We start from the raw sequence: 17421 nt of genomic DNA, 5'->3' as shown, positions 1-17421 counted from the left end.
CACCGCCGGGATCACGACATGGAGGGCGTCGGCCCGCCGGAGAGCATCTCCTGCCGGGCCGCGTTGTAGCCCGCCTGGAAACGGCTGGTCGCCTCCAGCTCCTCGGTGATCTCGGCGATGTGGCGCCGGCAGGTGCGTACGGACATGCCGAGCCGGCGGGCGACCATCTCGTCCTTGTAGCCCTTGGTCATCAACCGGATGATCGACCACTTGAGCTCGTCGGAGGAGGCGGGGGAGCGCTGGGACTCGACGACGTACGGAGAGGCGCCGTCCCACAGGTACTCGAAGACGGAACACAGGAACGCCACGAGCGTGGGCTCGCGGACGATCGCCGCCCCGGGGATGCGTTCACCGGCGGAGCGCTCCGGCAGGAAGGCCACCTCCCGGTCGTAGATGATCAGCCGGTCGATGACTTCGTCGGCGGTACGGATCTCCGCGCCCTGTTCGGTGACCTCGCGGACGTAGCTCCGCGTCGGCAGGTCGTTGCGGGCGGTGTGCTGGTAGATGGTCCGGATCGCGACGCCCCGCGACAGGGTGGTCAGTGCCGACTCGCGGGCCGACGCGAGCGCGTACGCCGGCCGCGCGCCGCCGGGCTGGACGGTCAGCAGCTCGGTCTTGCAGTTCTGGGTCAGGTGGTTGAGCATCGACTGGATCCGCGAGACGTCGGTGATGACGTCGAAGGCCTCCAGCCGATTGCGCACCCGGCGGCCCTCGAAGTACAGCGGCGTCAGGGACAGCAGCTTCGCCCGGACGTCGGTGACCGCCTGCTGGAGGTCGCGTATGTGCCGCTCGGCGGGTGCGACCAGCGACGCGGCGGCCACGTCGGGGGTGACGGGGGTCAGCGCGGACGGGTTCCCCGGCATGGACTGCAGCAGGCGGACCCCGGTCAGCACCTGCTCCACCCGGGCGATCTCCTGGGGTGTCAGAGACAGCTGCTCGGCGATCTGATCGCGTAAGAAACGGCCGCACTCGACCGCGAGACCGTACGCCGCCGCACTGACGTCGTCCAGCTCGGCGAACCCGGAATCCGGCCCTTCCCCAGTAACCATCTCAGCCCCCGCTGGTTGGTGTATTAGCTGCCACGTAACTTTACGCCAACGTACCGCCCTTGGCGTGATTGATCGAGATCGAGCACTCTGTTCGCATCACCTGGAGCCGCCGAGCAGGAAGTGTCGGACGGGGCGGGTGAGTGGTTCTCGATCTTCGACTGGGGGAAGTCGTGCGGATAATTTCCGTTAAGGTATCTTCGATTTACTTGACTGCCGTGGCGAGTGTGGTATTGGCGATGGGAGTTCAGGCTGTGTCGGGCCCGGTGGTTGCGCAGGCGTCCGTTCAGTCCGTGAGCGCCGCCGCGAACGAGGGGGAAGCACCGATTCCGGTCGCCACCCCCGAAGACGACCAGTGGACGTGACCCGGCGCCGCTGACGGGCCCGGTTCAAAAAGCGCTCCCCGCACGGCAGATGCGGGGAGCGCTTCTCCGTACCGGAGCACCCGCGGTGGCCAGCCGGGCGGCCGGCACCGCGATCGCACTCAGCAGTACGCCGTTCTCCGCCGACCAGCGGCCGCTGAAGGCGGTCGGTCCGGCCGGGGAGAGCGTTTCGGGATCCGGCAGCAGCCGGGCGCGGAAGGTCTGTTCGTCCGGATCGACGCTCACCAACGCGTCGGTGAAGTCGAGTTCCTGGCCCGTGAGCGGGAACCAGGTCTTGTAGACGGCCTCCTTGATGCTGAACAGCAGCCGGTCCCACGCGACCCCGGGCACCGCCTCCTCCAGCTCCCGCACGTGCCGGAGCTCCTGAGGCAGCGCTATCGAGTCGAGCACCCCTTCCGGCATCGGGGCGTTGGGCTCCGCATCGACGCCGACCGAGGCGAACTCGGCGCTGTGCGCCAGCGCCACCCCCCGGAACCCGGCGCAGTGGGTCATCGACCCCACGACCGAAGGCGCCCACTGCGGGGCGCCCCGCCGGCCCGGCACCACGGGGGCCGGGGGCAGCCCCAGCGTTCCCATGGCGCGGCGGGCGCACCACCGGACCGTGCCGAACTCCAGACGCCGCTTGGGTACGGCGTTCCGGATCAGGAACTCCTCCTCGGGGTAGAGGAAGACGTCGGCGGGATCGGTGGTGGATTCGGCGGTCGCGACGTTCGCGGGCAGGAGCTTTGTGAGCACGGCGTTCCCTCGGGTCGCTGGTTCGGTCCGACAGCTCCCACGCTCGCCCGGCCGCCCCGCCGGGACCAGGAACGAAGGTCCAGGTCAGCCGGATCGGCCGCCCGGGGACCCCGATCCCTCCCAGGCTGCTGCCATCCACCGGCCCGCGGACCGCACCCCCTGCCGGGACCCTGGCAGGGGCCCCGCCGGCATTGCCATCCCCCTGTCATGGACCCGAAGTCGGGTCGCAATCGGCAATTGAGGGGTGGGGAAGGGGTGTTCAACGGCCGCCGGGCCGTCCACACTCACGGAATGCCGCACGGAAACCTCATGGGTATCAGTGACCTCCATGTCGGATTCCCGGAGAACCGCCGGATCGTCCAGGAGCTCTATCCCGACAGCCCCGCCGACTGGCTCGTCGTGGCCGGTGACGTGAGCGAGTCGCTCGACGATCTCCGGTGGGTGCTCGACCTCCTCACGCGGCGCTACGCCACCGTGGTCTGGGCGCCGGGAAACCACGAACTGTGGACCATGCGTGACGATCCGCAGCCACTGCGCGGAGAGGCCCGCTACCGAAGGCTCGTCGAGATCTGCCGCTCCTTCGGCGTGCACACTCCGGAAGACCCGTACCCCGTCTGGTCGGGGCCGGGCGGCCCCCTCGTGGTGGCCCCGCTCTTCCTGCTGTACGACTACACCTTCCGCACGCCCACGGCCGCCACCAAGGAGCAGGCCCTGGAGCAGGCGTACGAGGCCGGGGTGGTGTGCAGCGACGAGTTCATGCTGCACCCCGACCCCTACGCCTCCCGCGACGCCTGGTGCCGGGCCCGGGTCGCCGCGACCGAGGAACGGCTCGCCGCATGCGACCCCGACCTGCGCACCGTGCTCGTCAACCACTTCCCGCTGGTCCGCGACCCCACCGACATCCTGCGCCACCCGGAGTTCGCCCAGTGGTGCGGAACGGAGCTCACCGCCGACTGGCACACCCGCTTCCGGGCCGCCGCCGTCGTCTACGGCCACCTGCACATCCCCCGCACCACCTGGTACGACGGCGTGCGCTTCGAGGAGGTCTCCGTCGGCTACCCCCGCGAGTGGCAGACCCCCGGCCACGGGCGTGATATCCCGCGCCGGATCTTTCCCGCCGGCCGCCGCGGTGATTGATGCCTGGCAGCTTCCGGCCACCGTGGGGCGCCCCCGCCCGAGAATGCCGCGCCTAGACTGAGCCGGAATTCTCGCTCGATCGCCGCTCGAACACCCCTCTTCCGTATGTGCAATTCTCCTTTCGAATGCACGGAATGCGGAAGAGGGACACTGGGGGACTCTTATGGTGTTGTTCCGCCGTGCCGAGGAACATTCTCTGCTTTCCGCACTGCTCGACGGCTGCTGTGCGGAAGGCAATTCCGCACTCGTCCTCGTCGAGGGCGCTGTCGGCTGCGGAAAGAGCGAATTCCTGGAAACGGCCGCCGAAGAGGCCGAGAGGCGCGGCGCCCTCGTCCTGCGCGCCGCCGGAACCCCGGCCGAACGCGGTCACCCGCTGGCCGTCCTGGGCCAACTGACCGCGGACGCCCCGGCGGGGGCACTGCCCCCGCCGTCCGCACCGGGGACGGCCGAACGGGTCGGCTCCATGCGGGCCTTCGCCGCGGCCGTCCGTGAGCTCAGCACCTCCGTGCCGGTGGTGATCTGCGTCGACGACCTGCACCACGTCGACGAGCTCTCCAGCCGCTACCTCCTCCACCTCGCGCGCGGCACCCGCCGGTCCAGGGTCCTGCTCGTGCTCGCCGGATCCGCGCACGACCGCGGCGCGGACCCGCTGCTGCGCACCGAACTGCTGCGCCTGCCCCACTTCGTGCCGCTGCGCCTGACGCGGCTCGGCCCCGAGGCCGTCCGCGCGATGCTGCCCGACGCCACCGACAGCGAGGCGGCGGCCGAGGCCGAATCCGGGGCCGAATCCGGGGCGGCGGCCGGGGCAGTGGCAGAGGCCGACCGGCTGTACGAGGCCACCGGCGGAAACCCGCTGCTCCTGCGGGCCCTGCTCCAGGACCCGCAGGCCCGCCCCGGCGAGGCCTACGCCCAGGCCGTCCTCGCCTGCCTGCACCGCTGCGGGCCCGCCACCGACGAACTGGCCGCGGCGATCGCCGTACTGGACGACCTGGCGACACCCGCGCACCTGGCACGGCTGAGCGGCGCCACCGAAGCCGCCGCCGACCGGGCCCTCGAGGCGCTCGCCGCCGCCGGACTGCTCGCCCCCACGGGCCGGCGGGGGCTGCGCCACCCGGCCGCACGGGCCGCCGTACTCGACCGGCTCGACCCGGCCGGCCGAGCGGCCCTGCACCGGGAGGCCGCCCTGCTGGCCCGCGCCTCCGGGGCGCCCGACACCGCGGTCGCCGGGCAGCTCCTCGCCGCACGGCACACCGGGGAGGAATGGGCCCTCCCGGTCCTGCGCTCCGCCGCCGACCAGCACCTCGCGCAGGGCCGCCCCGACCGGGCCGAGGCCCTCCTGCGGCTCGCTCACGGTGCCTGCCCGGACGACGCACTGCGCGCCGAGGTGGGCATCAGGCTCGCCGCCGTCGCGGGGCGCACGGACCCGGCCGCGGCCGAGCACCACCTCGCGGCCCCGCTGGCCGCCGCGGGCGCCGGACTGCTCGGCCCGGCCGCCCTCGGCCCGCTGGCCCGGACGCTGGCCGCCCAGGGCCGTATCGACGAGTCCGTCGAGGTACTGGAGCGGCTGGCGGCCGCGGACGTACGCCCCGGCAGCGGTCGCGGGGAGGACCCGCTGGACGGCCTCTCGGCGTTCCCCCGGTGGGCGGTGTCCGCCCGCGCCGGCGCACCGGCCGACGCGCCCGCCGCCCCGCCCGCCCGACTGCCCAGGACCGCCGTCCACCCGGCGGCCCTGTGGGCCCTGCCGGTGGAGCCGGAGGAGAGCACGGCCGCCCGTTCCGCCGAGTTGTTCCTCCGGGGCGCCACCCTCGCCGAGGGCACGGTCGAGCCGGTGGCCCAGGCACTGCGCACCCTGCTGCACCTGGACGGTGCGGGCCGCGCGCTGCCCTGGTGCGAGGAGTTCGCCCACCGGGCCGCGCTGCGCGAAGCGGCCGGCTGGCAGGCCGTGTTCGGGGGGCTGCTCGCCGAGGCGCGGCTGCGGCTGGGTGACCTGGCCGGGGCGGCGGAAACCGCCGCGGAGGTGTTGTCGGCGGCGCCGGCACCCGGTGGCGGCGTCCTGCTGGGTGCGGTCGCGGCCACCCGGGTCCGGGCCCTGCTGGCCATGGGCCGGCTGGAGGAGGCGGGGGCCGTGCTGGCCCGGCCCGTTCCCGCGGGGGCGGCGCGGAGCGTCCACGGGCTCGCCCACCTGCGTGCACGGGGTCACCACGCGCTGGCGACCAGCCGCTTCCACGCCGCCCTCGGCGACTTCCTGGACATCGGCCGCCACATGAAGCGCTGGGGCCTGGACCGGCCACGGGTCCTGCCCTGGCGCACGGACGCGGCCGAGGCCCTGCTGCGGCTCGGCGAGGCACACCAGGCGGAGCGGTTCCTCGCGGACCAGCTCACCACGCGTGACGCCGCCGACCCCTGGGTGCGCGGCACGACGCTGCGCCTGCGGGCTTCGCTGCGGGAGCCGAAGGAGCGGCAGGCGATGCTGTCCAGGGCCGTCGACGAACTGCAGCGCTCGGGGGACCGGTACGAACTGGCGCGCGCGATGGCCGACTTCGGGCAGGTGCTGCGCGAGGTCGGCGAGCCGGCCCGGGCGGCCATGGTCGAACGCCGGGCCTGGCACCTGGCCGGGGAGTGCGGGGCCAAGGCGCTGTGCGAGCGCATCCTGCCCGGGCACACCGGCGAGGGCGCCGCCGCGGTCGACACGGCGGACGCCCCGGACGCCGGACTGGTGGCGAGCCTCAGCGAGTCGGAGCGGCGGGTGGCACTGCTCGCGGTGCACGGCGATACCAACCGTGAGATCGCCAGGAAGCTCTACATCACCGTGAGCACGGTGGAGCAGCACCTGACACGTGTCTACCGGAAGCTGAACATCCCCGGCCGGCAGGGGCTCCCGGTCGACCTGCACCCGGGGGTGCCCGAACCGGCCTGAGGCCGCGGGGGCGTGCGGGCGGGACCGTGAGGGCGGGCAGGGGCATGGCAAGGTCATGGCAAGCGGGGTCCGCGGCCTGACCGGACGGCAGACAACTGGCATGCCGGGCACGGCTTTCCGCCGGATTCGGCCCCCGAACGCGATCCGGGTGGCTTCCGCGCGCCGCGTCCGGGAAAGTCGGTCATGAGGACGCAGCCCGCAGGGAGGGCACCATGACCACACCGACACACGACCAGCCGTGGCGGACCGCGACGCCCGGACAGGTGCGCGACGCCATGCTCGACCGGGTCGAGGAGCGACTGGCCCGGCTGTTCGCGCAGGAACACCGCAACCGGCGTACGTCGGACCCGCGCAGCGCCGTCCTGGTGATGGGCCTGGCCGAGCTGGTCCAGGCCGGCGGCGAACGGGCCCGCCCGGCGATATCCGTCACCGGGTACCTCGCCGCGGGCGGCGACCCGGCCGGCGAGGACGCCGTGGCCGCGGCCGCCGCACTCGAACTGCTCGACACCTGCCTGGTGATCCGCGCGGACGTACGGGACAACGCGCCGCTGCGCCGGGGCATCCCGACCCTCCACATCAGCCACGCCGCCGAGCACGAGCGCAACGGCTGGCGGGGCGAACCGCGCCGCTTCGGGGAGGGCACCGCCGTACTCGCGGGGGATCTCGCCCTGGCCTACGGGGACCGGCTGGCCGGCCGGCTGCCCCACGGGGCCCGGCAGCTCTGGGACGACCTGCGCGTGGAGCGGGCGATCGGCTCGCACCTGGAGGCCGCCGCCGCCACCGAGTACCTCGACGACGCCTGGCCGGGCCAGTGCCTGGAGGGCTGCGGCAGCGGCTGCGGCGCGGGCTGGTACGGGCTGCGCCACTCCCTGCTGATCGGCGCCGCGCTCGCGGGGCGCGAGGACCTGGGCGAGGCCTACGAGGAGTATGCCCGGGCCGTGCACGCCGCCTGGCGCATCCGCGGCTTCCTCAGCGGCGGCCCGGGCTTCGACGGCGACGCGCAGTTCCTGCGCGACGTGTTCTTCGACGGGCAGGCGCGCGAACGCGCCGAGGAGACGATCGCGGGGCTCGTGGTCCGCGCGGACGAGGCCGTGGCTGCGGCCCCGATCGCCCCCGCCTGGCGCACCGAACTCGGCGCCCTGGCCCGCGAGATCGCCGGCTAGACCGCCTCTTTCGGGTCTTGTCGGGTGAGCCCGGGTCGTCCGGTGCCATGGGGTCTCCCCAGGCCCGCCAGGGCCGAGGGGAAGCATCGCAAGGCGGAGGGGCGCCCCGACAACGCGGCGAGGTGCCGTGCCGGGCGGGCCGGGCCCGACAAGATCCGGAACAGACGGCCCAGGCCGCCTTCCGGATCCCGCCGGGCCCACGCTGCCCGGCCCGCACCCGGCCGCGTGGTCGGGCACGGCACGGGACGCCGCGGGCTCGGCCGACAGGACCCGAAAGAGACGCCCCCAGGGGCGCTTTGCCGATCGGGCCGGATCAGGCGCGGTGCCGGGACGCGGGGGCCCGGCGTGATCCGGCAGGGCAGTCGCTAGGGGGCGTCCTGCGGGGGCTCTTCGGTCCTGTCCGCCCGGACAAACGGCTGCGGCCGGTCCGGGGCGGGCCGCGGGGCCCCGGGGCGCAGGCGGGCCAGCCAGCTGCGCAGCGCGCCGCGGCGGAGCCGGCCGCCGTCGTCGCGCGGCAGCGCGCCCACGATCTCCAGCCGCGTCGGCAGGAAGGCCTCCGCGGTCCCCAGTGCGATCAGGTGCTCGCGCAGCTCCGCCGGGCCCGGCGGCCGGTCCCGGGCGGTCGGCACCACGACGGCGCAGGGCAGTTCCCCGTGCTCGGGGTCGGTGTAGGCGACGACCGCCGCCTCCCGCACCCGGGGATGGGCCAGCAGCCGGTCCTCCACCTCGGACACGGGCACCATGAAGATGGCACCCGTGCGGGTCCCGGCCCTGGCCAGGACCCGGATCCCGCCGTGCAGGTCGGCGGCGGCCACGTCACCCGTGTCGAGCCAGCCGTCCCCGTGCTCCCAGGTGGCCCTCGGTGCGGGGGCGCCGTGCTGCCAGGTGGCCAGGCACACCGACGGGCCGCGCACCTCGAGCGCCGACGTCGCGTTCTGCGCGGACACCTCCAGCCCGCGCAGCGGGCGGACGCCGTCACCGCCCTGCGGGGTGTCCCCGGAGAGCGCGCCCATGCCCACCTCGGGCGCCCCCCAGACGGAGAGCACGGGCACGCCGAACACCGCGCGGAGCTCGGCGGCCAGCGGCGCCGGCGTGCTGGTGCGGCCCCCCGACAGCACCAGCCGCAGCCGCTCCGCGTCCCGGGGCCGGCGGCGCTGCGCCGTGGCCAGCTCGGCGAGGTAGGCGGGCTCCGCGTACACCTGGTCGACCCCGGTCTCCGCGATCAGGTCCAGGCACCGGCCGGGGTCCCACACGTCCTGGTGGACCCCGGTCCCGCCGACCGCCAGCGGCCAGCAGACGGTGTAGATCAGCGAGGCGAGGGAGGTGAGCGGCAGGGTGCTGAGGAAGACCTCGCCCTCCCGCCGCCCCGGGCCGTCGGGGCCGCTCTGGGTCGAGACGTTGGCGTACAGGGTGTTGGGGGAGTGCAGCACCGAGGTGTAGGCGTCCCGCAACCCCATGACGCTGATCAGCAGGGCAGGACGGTCGGCCTGCCCGCCGCGCGGCCTGCTGCGCAGCCCCGCCTCGGTGCGCTCGTGCGCCGTGTGCTGGAAGTGGGCGGCGAAGTCCACCGCTCCGGTCGCCGCCGCGTCGCCGAGGACGACCCGGTGGCGCAGCCACGGCAGCCGTTCGGCGAGTTCCGCGAGGGCCTCGGCGTGGGCGAAGCCCTCCCAGACGTCGGGCACCACGCAGATCCGGGCCCGGGTGCCGTCGAGGATCCGGTGCAGGCCGTGGGACCGTACGGTCGGCAGCACCGGGACCGCGACCGCGCCGGCCCGCAGGCACGCGAGGGTGAGCGCCACGGTCTCCCACCAGTTCGGCAGCTGGTACGCGACCGGATCGCCCGGCGCGACCCCGAGCGCGCGCAGGGCCCCGGCGAACCGGTCGACGTAGGTGGCGAGCTGGGCGTAGCCGACCGTGATCCGGCGCCGGCCGGCGGGCAGGTGGGCGCGGTCCGCGACGATGGCGGGACGCTCGGGCGCGCGGGCGGCCGTACGGTACAGGTCGTCGAGGAAGGTCTCCGGGCGCCACCAGCCGGCCGCCCGGAACCGGTCGGTGACCTCGGCGGGCGGCGCCAGGTCCAGCGGACGGTACGGCGTACGGCCGGAGCGGCCCGCCGTACCGGGCCCGGCGGAGTCCGTCAGGCCCATCTGCCGACCGCCCCGGCGACCTGGACGCGCGAGGAGCACCCGAGGCGGCGCATCACCTGGCGCACGTGGTTGACCACGGTCCACTCGGATATGTCCAGCTTGGCCGCGATCTGACGATTCGTCATGCCTTCGGAGACCAGCAGGGCCACCTGTACCTGCCGCGGAGTGAGCGACCGGTCCTCGGGGGCCGGCGCGGCCGACGGGCGGTGCGAGGGCGCCGGCGCCGACAGGGCCTCCGCCACCGCCTCGGGCACCGCCATCCGTACGCCCTCCGCCCAGGCCACGGCGAAGTCGGTCCAGTCCATGCGGGCGCTGAGCTCCGTACGGGCCCGCTCGGCCGCCGACCGCCACTCGTCCGCCACCTCGGTGCCCGTCTCGGCGCGCAGGGTGTCGGCCGCCGCCAGCAGCCGCACCGTGCGCGGCCGCTGCGCGGGCGCGGTGCGCATCAGCAGCAGGGCGAACTCCTCGAGCAGCCCCGGCAGTTCGGTCCGCTCGCCGACAGCCCCGTACAGCCGCAGGCTCTCCCGCAGCGCCCGGTCCGCCCGCTCCGGCTCGTCCCCCTCCAGGGCCAGCGCGGCCACCGTCCGCAGGGCACCCGCAAGGCCCCGGCCGTCCCGGATCCGCCGGAACGCCTCCACCGCCCGGTCCAGGGTCTCCAGCGCCCTGCGCCGGTCGCCGTCGGCGCGCAGGGCGGCGGCGAGCGAGGCCGCCGCCGAGGCCGCGCCCCCGGTGACGCCCATCGACTCCAGCGCGCTCAGCGCGGTCACCAGGACGGCCCGCGCGCCCGCCGGATCACCGGATTCCAGCAGGGCCGCCCCCAGACGGGCGGAGACCAGCGCGTTCTGCCGCCGGTCGCCGACGTTCTTGCCCAGGGCCAGCGCGTGCCGGTGGCGGCGTACCGCCTCCTGCGGATCACCCAGCGCCAGCGCGAAGACACCGGACAGGTCGGCGAGCCGGGCCCGCACGACCTCCGGCAGCGCCGCCCCGCCCGCCTCGGCGGTGTGGTCGCACCACTCCAGGCCCTCCCTGAGCCGTCCCTGCGCCAGCCACGGGAGCCGGCAGCCGAGCACCACGGCGGCGGCCGCCTCGCCGTCGCCGCGCTCGCGCAGCCGCCGCAGGGCGGCGATCACGTTCGCACCCTCGGCCGCCAGCTCCCGCAGCACGCGCGCCTGTTCGGTGCCCCGCAGGCCCGGCTGCGCCCCGCTCACCAGCGACCGGTAGCGCTCCGCGTGCGCATCCAGTGCCGCGGCCTCGCCGCCCGAGCCCGCCAGCTCCGCGCGCGCGTAGGACCGTACGGGCTCGGGCACGGCGAGGCGCAGCTCCCCCTGCTCCTCGCCCACCACGGCCAGCAGCCCCCGGTCCAGCAGCGTCTCGACGGCGGCTTCGGCCGACAGGCCCGCCGCCCACAGGCCGAAACCGGGCTCGTACACCGAGAGTTGACCCAGCAGTTCGCGGTCCGCACCGTCCAGGCCGCGGCAGCTCCACTCGGCGAGCGCGGCCAGCGAGCGGTGCCGCGCGGGCGCGTTCGCCGGCCCGCCCGACAGCATGGTCGTACGGCCGCGCAGCCGGCTCGCCAGCAGGTGCGGCGGGAAGAGCCGCAGCCGGCGCGCGGCGAGTTCCAGGGCGAGCGGCAGTCCGCCCAGCAGCCGGCAGATCTCGGCGACGGCCGCCGCGTTCTCCAGGGTGAGGGAGAAAGCCGGGTCGGCCTCCCGGGCCCGGCGCACGAACAGCGCGACCGAGGCCACCTCCTGCAACGCGTGCGGATCGGCGGCGGCCGAGGCCGGGCCCCGCCGGGGACCCGGCACCGGCAGCGGCGCCAGGGGCAGCAGCAGCTCCCCGTACACACCGAGCGGTTCCACGGACGTGGCCAGGACGACCACGCGCGGATCGGCGGTGAGCGCCTCCAGGGCCCGGGCCGCGGCCGGGCGCGCCTCGTGGTCGCAGTCGTCGAGCAGCAGCAGGATCCGGCCGGACGGCTGCGACGGCTGCGGCGACCGGGATGGCGCGGGCGGTTCCGACGGCTCCGACAGCTCGGACGGCGCCGGCCAGCCGCCGGGCGCCGTCGCGTCGAGCACCGCGACCCGGGCGAACTCCCCGCCGACCTCCCGTACGGCCTCCAGGGCCAGCCGGCTCTTGCCCACGCCCGCCCGCCCGGTCACCGTCACCAGGCGCACCAAGGGGTCCCGCAGCCGCTCGTGCAGCAGGGCGGTTTCGAGCTCCCGGCCGACGAGCTCGGCCGCCGGGGCGAGGGTCTGCGGCATGGTGTTCCCTCCGTGGGGGGATCGCGGGGACTGTCTCTCGTGTCTCTCGGTCATGTGGGAACACCCGCCGGGTGGATCCGCCAGAGACCCGGGCGGATCTCCACGGCACGCGACACGGAGCCGTGGCCGGAGGCCGAGCCGGAGCCCGTGCCGGAGCCGGAGCCCGTGCCGGTGTCCGCCCGCAGCCCCAGCGCGCGCAGCGAGCGCAGCGCGTACACCTCCAGCCGCTGGTCGCGCAGGGCGCCGGCCAGCTCCAGGCACGCGCCGAACCAGACCCGGGCCGTCTCCGGCTCCTCCTGGGCCAGCGCGAGCAGCGCCCGCGCACGGCTCGCCTCGAACCGGCCGCGCGCACGGCCGGGCGCCGACAGCGCGCCGAGCGCATGCTCCAGCAGGGCGGCGGCCTCCAGTGACTCCCCGGTATCGAGGCGCAGTTCGGCCAGGCCCACCAGGGCGCGCGCCGCCTCCTCCTCGTCGTCCGTGTCCCGGGCGAGGGCCAAGGCGGACGAGAACAGCTCGTGCGCCCGCTCCACCCGCCGGTACTGCCAGGCGAGTTCACCCAGCGAGCGCAGCATCCGCGCCCGGGCCGAGCGGTCCCCGCACCGCTGCGCCGCGTCCAGGGCCAGCGCGTAGGTGGCCTCACCGTCGTCCGGCACCCACCCGGCCAGGGCGTCCGTCAGCCGTACGGTCAGCGCCCACAGCCCGGCCCCGTGCGCGGCGCGCGCCAGCCGTACGAGCCCACGCGCCCCGGAGTCCGACAGATGACCCGGCTCCGCCGCGGCGTCCGCGTACGCCCGGCACACGCGTTCCGTGGCCGCGCGCGCCACCTCGGGCGGATCCTCCAGGGCCAGCCGCTCCACGGCCAGCAGCCGCAGCAGCTCCGGCAGGTGCCAGCCGCCCCGGGCCGCCGTCAGCAGCCGCTCGTCGGCCAGGGCCTCCAGCGCCACCGACGCATGCGGCTCGGACCGGCCCAGCGCGGCCGCGGCCTGCCGGACACCGAACCGGCCGGGCGGCAGCAGGGACAGCAGCCGGAACTCCAGCCTCCGGTCCTCGGGGCAGGCCTCGTACACCTCGAGGAGGCGCGCCCGCACGTCCACGTCACCGGTGCGCAGCGCGTCGAGGCGGGTGCGCTCGTCCCGCAGCCGGTCCGCCAGCGTGCCGGCCGTCCAGTGCGGCCGGGCCGCGAGCTGGGCCGCGGCGGCGCGTACGGCGAGCGGCAGCCGGCCGCACAGTTCGGCGATGTCGGCGACCGTGTCGGGATCGGTCCCGCTCGCGGGGCCGGGGCCGGGGTCGAGGGCCGCAGCCCCGCCGCGGTGCCCGCCCGGGGTGCCGGCGCGACCGCCGAACAGCCCGACGAGCCGCCGCGACTCCTCGGGCCGCCAGGGCCCGAGCAGCATCGACCGCAACCCGGGGAGCCCGGCGGGCACACGGCGCGCGACGAGCAGCACCACGGCGCCCCGCAGGGCGGGCAGCAGGGGCCGCACCTGGGTCTCGGACGTCACCCCGTCCAGCACCAGCAGGACCCGCGGGGGCGCCGCGGGGCCGTCCGCCGCACGGCCGTCCGCGAAGGCGGGGAGAGCACGCTGGGCGCGCACCACCCGGTCGAGGGTCTGCGCGGCGGTGGGCGGCCGGCCGGTGCCGTCGTCCCGCAGGTCCAGGTGGACCCGCCCGTCGGGGAAGGCGTCCGCGACCCGGTGCGCGACCTCGACCGCGAGCGCCGTCCGGCCGCTGCCCGGCAGGCCCGTGACGGCCACGCAGGCGCCGGCCGGAGCGGAGCGCACCATCCGCTCCAGCTCGGTGAGTTCCTCCGAACGGCCGGTGAAGTACGGGTCGGGGGCGGGCAGCGCGCCGGCCGCGGGGGACCAGGGCTCCGCGGCGACGACCGCGGCGGCCCCACCGCCGTGGACCGGACCGCCGCCGGAGCCGCTGCCTGTGCCGGTGCCTGTGGTGTTTTTGGGCCTGACTCCCGCACCCGTGCGGGACAGGGCCGGATCGCCCTCCAGGATGCGCCGGTGGAGCCGGCTCGACGCCGGACCCGGCTCGATCCCGAGCTCCTCGACGAGGGTCTCCCGCAGCAGCGCGAACACCCGCAGGGCCTCGGCCTGCCGTCCGCACCGGTACAGCGCCACCATCAGGTGGGTGTGGAACTCCTCGTGCATCCGGTGCTCGGCGACCAGCTCCTGGAGTTCGGCGACCAGTTCGCGGTGCAGCCCGAGGTGCAGCTCGGCCCGGATCCGCTCGCCCAGTGCGCCGGTACGGGCCTCCGCCAGCCGTACCGCGGCGCCCTCGAGCACCGGACCGTGCGGGGTGTCCGACAGCACCGGTCCCCGCCACAGCGCGAGAGCCCGCCGCTGGAGGTCGGCCGCGGCGGCGAAGTCCTGCTCCTGCAGGGCCTGGTGGCCGCGGCGGGACAGCTCCTCGAAGGCGGCGCTGTCGAGCGCGCGGGCGTCCACCCGCAGCAGGTAGCCCGGGCGGCGGGTGACCAGCGCCTCCCGGCCGTGCCGCGGATCCGCGCTCTGGAGGGTCTTGCGCAGGTGGGAGACGTACACCTGGAGGGTCGTCGTCGCGGTGCGGGGCGGCGCGTCCGGCCAGAGCTCGTCGATGAGGCTCTCCACCGACACGACCTCGTTCGCGCGGACCAGCAGCGTCCCGAGCACGACCCGCAGTTTGGCGGCCTGGGGGGCGTACGACGCCGCGTGGCCGGCGGAGCCGGCGGTGTCGGTGTCGTCGCCGGTGCCGGTGACCTCGAGCGGGCCCAGGATCCCGAAGCGCATGGCGATCAGTAGTCCTGGACCACGGAAGTGCGGGCCTCGGCCACCGCGCGGCGGCGCTGCGTCATCGTGAGCGTGACCGGGACGGTCGGCCGCCCCTCGTCGTCACGGCCCAGCGGCCCGGCCACCGCGACGCAGCGCAGCGGCAGATCGCGCTCGGCCGGCCCGCGGAAGTGCACCTGGCAGGCACCGAGCGTGCTCCGCGCCGGGTTGAGCCCGTGGGTGCGGCCCGAGGCGAGCAGCGAGGTCTGGCGCAGCGCCTCCAGCAGGTGCAGTCCGGAGAACTGGCCGTCCCCGCCGTTGAACACGGGAGAGATCCCGCTGGACAGCAGCCAGGTGCTCAGCCGGCCGCGCGAGACGTCGGTCGGTTCGCTGATCACGATGTTCTCGGGGGCGTACCGGCCCGCCTCGGCGGAGTCGGCCGGACGCAGCGGCCCGTCCGGCGCGTCGTCGATCTCGGGCGCGGCCTGCAAGGCCTTGCGGGAGTGCTCGACGTGCTTGCGGTACAGGCTCGGCATCAGGAAGACGAGTCCGGCCGCGCCCGTCGCGCAGGGGCGGCCGTCGATGTTCACCTGGAGGTGGAAGTCGAGCCCGCGCGGCACCTCGGCCACCACGTTGGCGGGACGGGCCCTGATGTGGGTCGCCAGCGGTACGGGACGGGAGCCGCCCGCGTCGGTGCGCCAGGCGGAGAGGTCCGTGAAGTCGAGGGAGAAGCGGTAGAAGAGGCCCGGCCGGTCGTCGGGCACGCCGAAGTAGCGGTGCCCGACGAACTCGCCGATCTCGCGGACCGTCTCGGTCGCGATCTGGAGGTCGTGGAAGTAGCCGGGGCCGTCGTTGAAGAGCGGGTGGGTGACGGGGGTCGCGCCGACGAGGGTGAAGTTCTCCTCACCCAGGCTGGGGGCGTCGAGGGCGTAGTAGGCCCGCGTGGGCGGACGGTGGATCAGGTGCTGGGTGCCCGCGGTGGCGTGTCCGTGGATGGTGGGGGTCGAGGTCGTGCCGTTGTCGACTGTCATCGGACTCCTTCGTGGGGTACCCCCCTGCGGCGCGGGCAGGGAACGGCGGCTCGCCCTCCGGGCGTGGACCGCCGGGGCTCCGGCTGGAGGGGATGCCACGTCCCTCTCCTTCTCCGGAGACCCATGGTGGTCCGCCCCCACCCGGCCGGCCAGCCACCCCCGGTGTCATCAAGGTGCATGGCAGCAACTCGTCCCACCCCCGCCCCGCCCCGGCGCGGCCCCCGACCCCGGCCCCGGCCCGTCCCGGCGCGGCCGCCCGGCCCCGTCCCGTCCCGGCGCGGCCGCCCCGGCTCGGGCCCGGCGGCGCGGGGCTTTAGTGGCGTCCATGCGGTGGGGCCGATCGTGGATTCCGAGGCCCCGCCCCCCGGGACGCCCCCACCCTCCGGGCGGGGCTTCGAACCTCTCGATCCCCCGAGGTTCGAAGCCCCCGCTCGCCCCGATCCCGCCAGGGAGCCCCCGATGGTCACCACAGGTTCCGCCCGCGCGCGGGACTCCGCACCCGCGAAGCCGGCACCGCTGTCGGCCCGGCTCCGGTTCGGCTACGCCTCGGGCTCGCTCGTCACCGGTACCTTCACCACCCTCCCCGGCCTGCTGCTGCTCCCGTACCTCACCGACACCCTCGGCGTGGGCGCCGCGCTCGCGGGTGCGATCGTCTTCGTGCCCAAGGCCTGGGACGCGGTGCTCAACCCCCTGGTGGGCCGGGCCAGCGACCGCACCCGTACCCGCTGGGGTGCCCGCCGCCCGTACGTCCTGCTCGGCGGCCTCGCCATGGCCCTGGCCTTCGCGCTGACCTTCGCGGGCCCGCTGCCGGGCAGCGCCGGCGCCTGGTTCACGGCGGCCGGATACCTCCTCACCGCCACCGCGTTCGCCTTCTTCCAGGTGCCCTACGTCGCCATGCCCGCGGAACTCGCCGACCGCGACGAGGACCGGATGCGCCTGGTCGGCGGCCGGGTCGCGGTCATCGGCGTGGCGGCCCTGGTCACCGGCGCCGCCGGGCCCGCCCTCGTCGACGCCGGGGGCGGCGGCCTCGCCGGGCACCGCTGGGTCGGGGTGTTCGGCGCCGTGGTCATCGCACTCGGCGCGCTGTGGGTCTTCGCCGGAACCGCCCGGGCCACCGGCGCCGCCCGCGCCGACCGCGTCCTGGAGAGCGAGCCCGCGCTGCGCCGCCAGTTCGCCGCCGCCCGCGGCAACGCGTCCTTCATGGCACTCCTGCGCTGCGTGGTCGTCCAGTCCGTCGCCACCGGTGTGCTCCTCGCGGGCGCCCCCTACTTCGCCGACCACGTACTGGGTGACTCCGCCGGGGTGGGCGCGCTCGTGGTCGCCTTCGTCGCCCCCAACCTCCTCACCGTCCCGCTCTGGTCCCGGCTGCGCGGCCGCCGCGGCTACGCGTACGCCTCCGCGCTGTTCGCCACCGGCTGCCTGCTCCTCCTCGCCGCGCCGCTGCTGCCCCAGGCGGCGGTCCTGCTCGTCATGGCCCTCGCCGGTACCGGCCACGCGGGCCAACTGCTCTTCCTGTACGCGATGCTGCCGGACTGCATCGCCCGGGATGCCCTGCGCACCGAACGCCGCCGGGCGGGCATCCTGTCCGGCCTGTTCACCACCGGGGAGGGCCTGGGCGTCGCCCTCGGCCCCTTCCTCTACGGGGTCGTGCTCCAGCTCAGCGGCTACGTCTCCTCCGGAACCGGCCGCGCCGCCGAGCAGACGGAGACCGCGCAACTCGGCATGCTGGCCGGCTTCGCCCTCCTCCCGGCCCTCGCCACCGCGATCGCCGTCGCCCTGCTGCGCGGCTACGGCCGTCCGGACCCCGCTCCCTGATCCGGCCCGATCGGCAGGACGCCCCCTAGCGACCCC

At 75.7% G+C, this 17421-nt stretch carries 10 protein-coding genes; 4 read left to right on the top strand and 6 right to left on the bottom strand.

Translation table 11 applies throughout. The annotated features are described in order from the left end of the window. Positions 1-11: 11 nt before the first annotated feature. On the bottom strand, positions 12-1049 hold the full coding sequence (locus B6R96_RS07955) for a LuxR C-terminal-related transcriptional regulator (protein ID WP_030389782.1): 1038 nt from the start codon (positions 1047-1049) through the stop codon (positions 12-14). A gap of 386 nt (positions 1050-1435) precedes the next feature. After that, positions 1436-2164: a 4'-phosphopantetheinyl transferase family protein gene (locus B6R96_RS07945; protein ID WP_081522088.1), complete on the bottom strand. Its 729-nt coding sequence runs from the start codon at positions 2162-2164 to the stop codon at positions 1436-1438. A 309-nt stretch (positions 2165-2473) separates the two neighbouring features. Between B6R96_RS07945 and B6R96_RS07940 the strand changes: the two genes are divergently transcribed. From B6R96_RS07940 to B6R96_RS07930, 3 genes are all read left to right on the top strand, one after another. Next, on the top strand, positions 2474-3301 hold the full coding sequence (locus B6R96_RS07940) for a metallophosphoesterase family protein (RefSeq protein WP_081522087.1): 828 nt from the start codon (positions 2474-2476) through the stop codon (positions 3299-3301). Between the two features lie 169 nt (positions 3302-3470). Next, on the top strand, positions 3471-6218 hold the full coding sequence (locus B6R96_RS07935) for a helix-turn-helix transcriptional regulator (RefSeq protein WP_237291371.1): 2748 nt from the start codon (positions 3471-3473) through the stop codon (positions 6216-6218). Positions 6219-6430: 212 nt separating this feature from the next. Beyond that, positions 6431-7381: a polyprenyl synthetase family protein gene (locus B6R96_RS07930; RefSeq protein WP_237291370.1), complete on the top strand. Its 951-nt coding sequence runs from the start codon at positions 6431-6433 to the stop codon at positions 7379-7381. Between the two features lie 365 nt (positions 7382-7746). Here the strand turns inward: B6R96_RS07930 and B6R96_RS07925 are convergent, their stop codons facing one another. Genes B6R96_RS07925 through B6R96_RS07910 form a run of 4 tightly spaced genes read right to left on the bottom strand, consistent with a single transcriptional unit; the run spans position 7747 to position 15570 of the window. Continuing rightward, entirely contained in the window at positions 7747-9528 is a 1782-nt protein-coding gene (locus B6R96_RS07925; protein WP_081522085.1) for an AMP-binding protein, read from the bottom strand. Continuing rightward, a complete protein-coding gene (locus B6R96_RS07920) occupies positions 9519-11789 on the bottom strand; it encodes an ATP-binding protein (protein WP_081522084.1) in 2271 nt (756 codons plus the stop codon). Before B6R96_RS07920 ends, B6R96_RS07925 begins: the two co-directional genes overlap by 10 nt. A gap of 50 nt (positions 11790-11839) precedes the next feature. Then, on the bottom strand, positions 11840-14560 hold the full coding sequence (locus B6R96_RS07915; protein ID WP_237291369.1) for an AfsR/SARP family transcriptional regulator: 2721 nt from the start codon (positions 14558-14560) through the stop codon (positions 11840-11842). 5 nt (positions 14561-14565) lie between these two features. Further along, complete coding sequence (locus tag B6R96_RS07910) at positions 14566-15570, bottom strand: AfsA-related hotdog domain-containing protein (RefSeq protein WP_081522082.1); 1005 nt, start codon at positions 15568-15570, stop codon at positions 14566-14568. 459 nt (positions 15571-16029) lie between these two features. Here B6R96_RS07910 and B6R96_RS07905 point away from each other — a divergent pair, with 459 nt between their 5' ends. After that, on the top strand, positions 16030-17385 hold the full coding sequence (locus tag B6R96_RS07905; protein ID WP_081522081.1) for an MFS transporter: 1356 nt from the start codon (positions 16030-16032) through the stop codon (positions 17383-17385). Positions 17386-17421: the final 36 nt, after the last annotated feature.

Source organism: Streptomyces sp. Sge12 (assembly GCF_002080455.1).
Classification (GTDB): domain Bacteria; phylum Actinomycetota; class Actinomycetes; order Streptomycetales; family Streptomycetaceae; genus Streptomyces.
The sequence above is the reverse complement of the archived record's forward strand: the minus strand, read 5'-3'. Positions and strand labels throughout refer to the sequence as shown.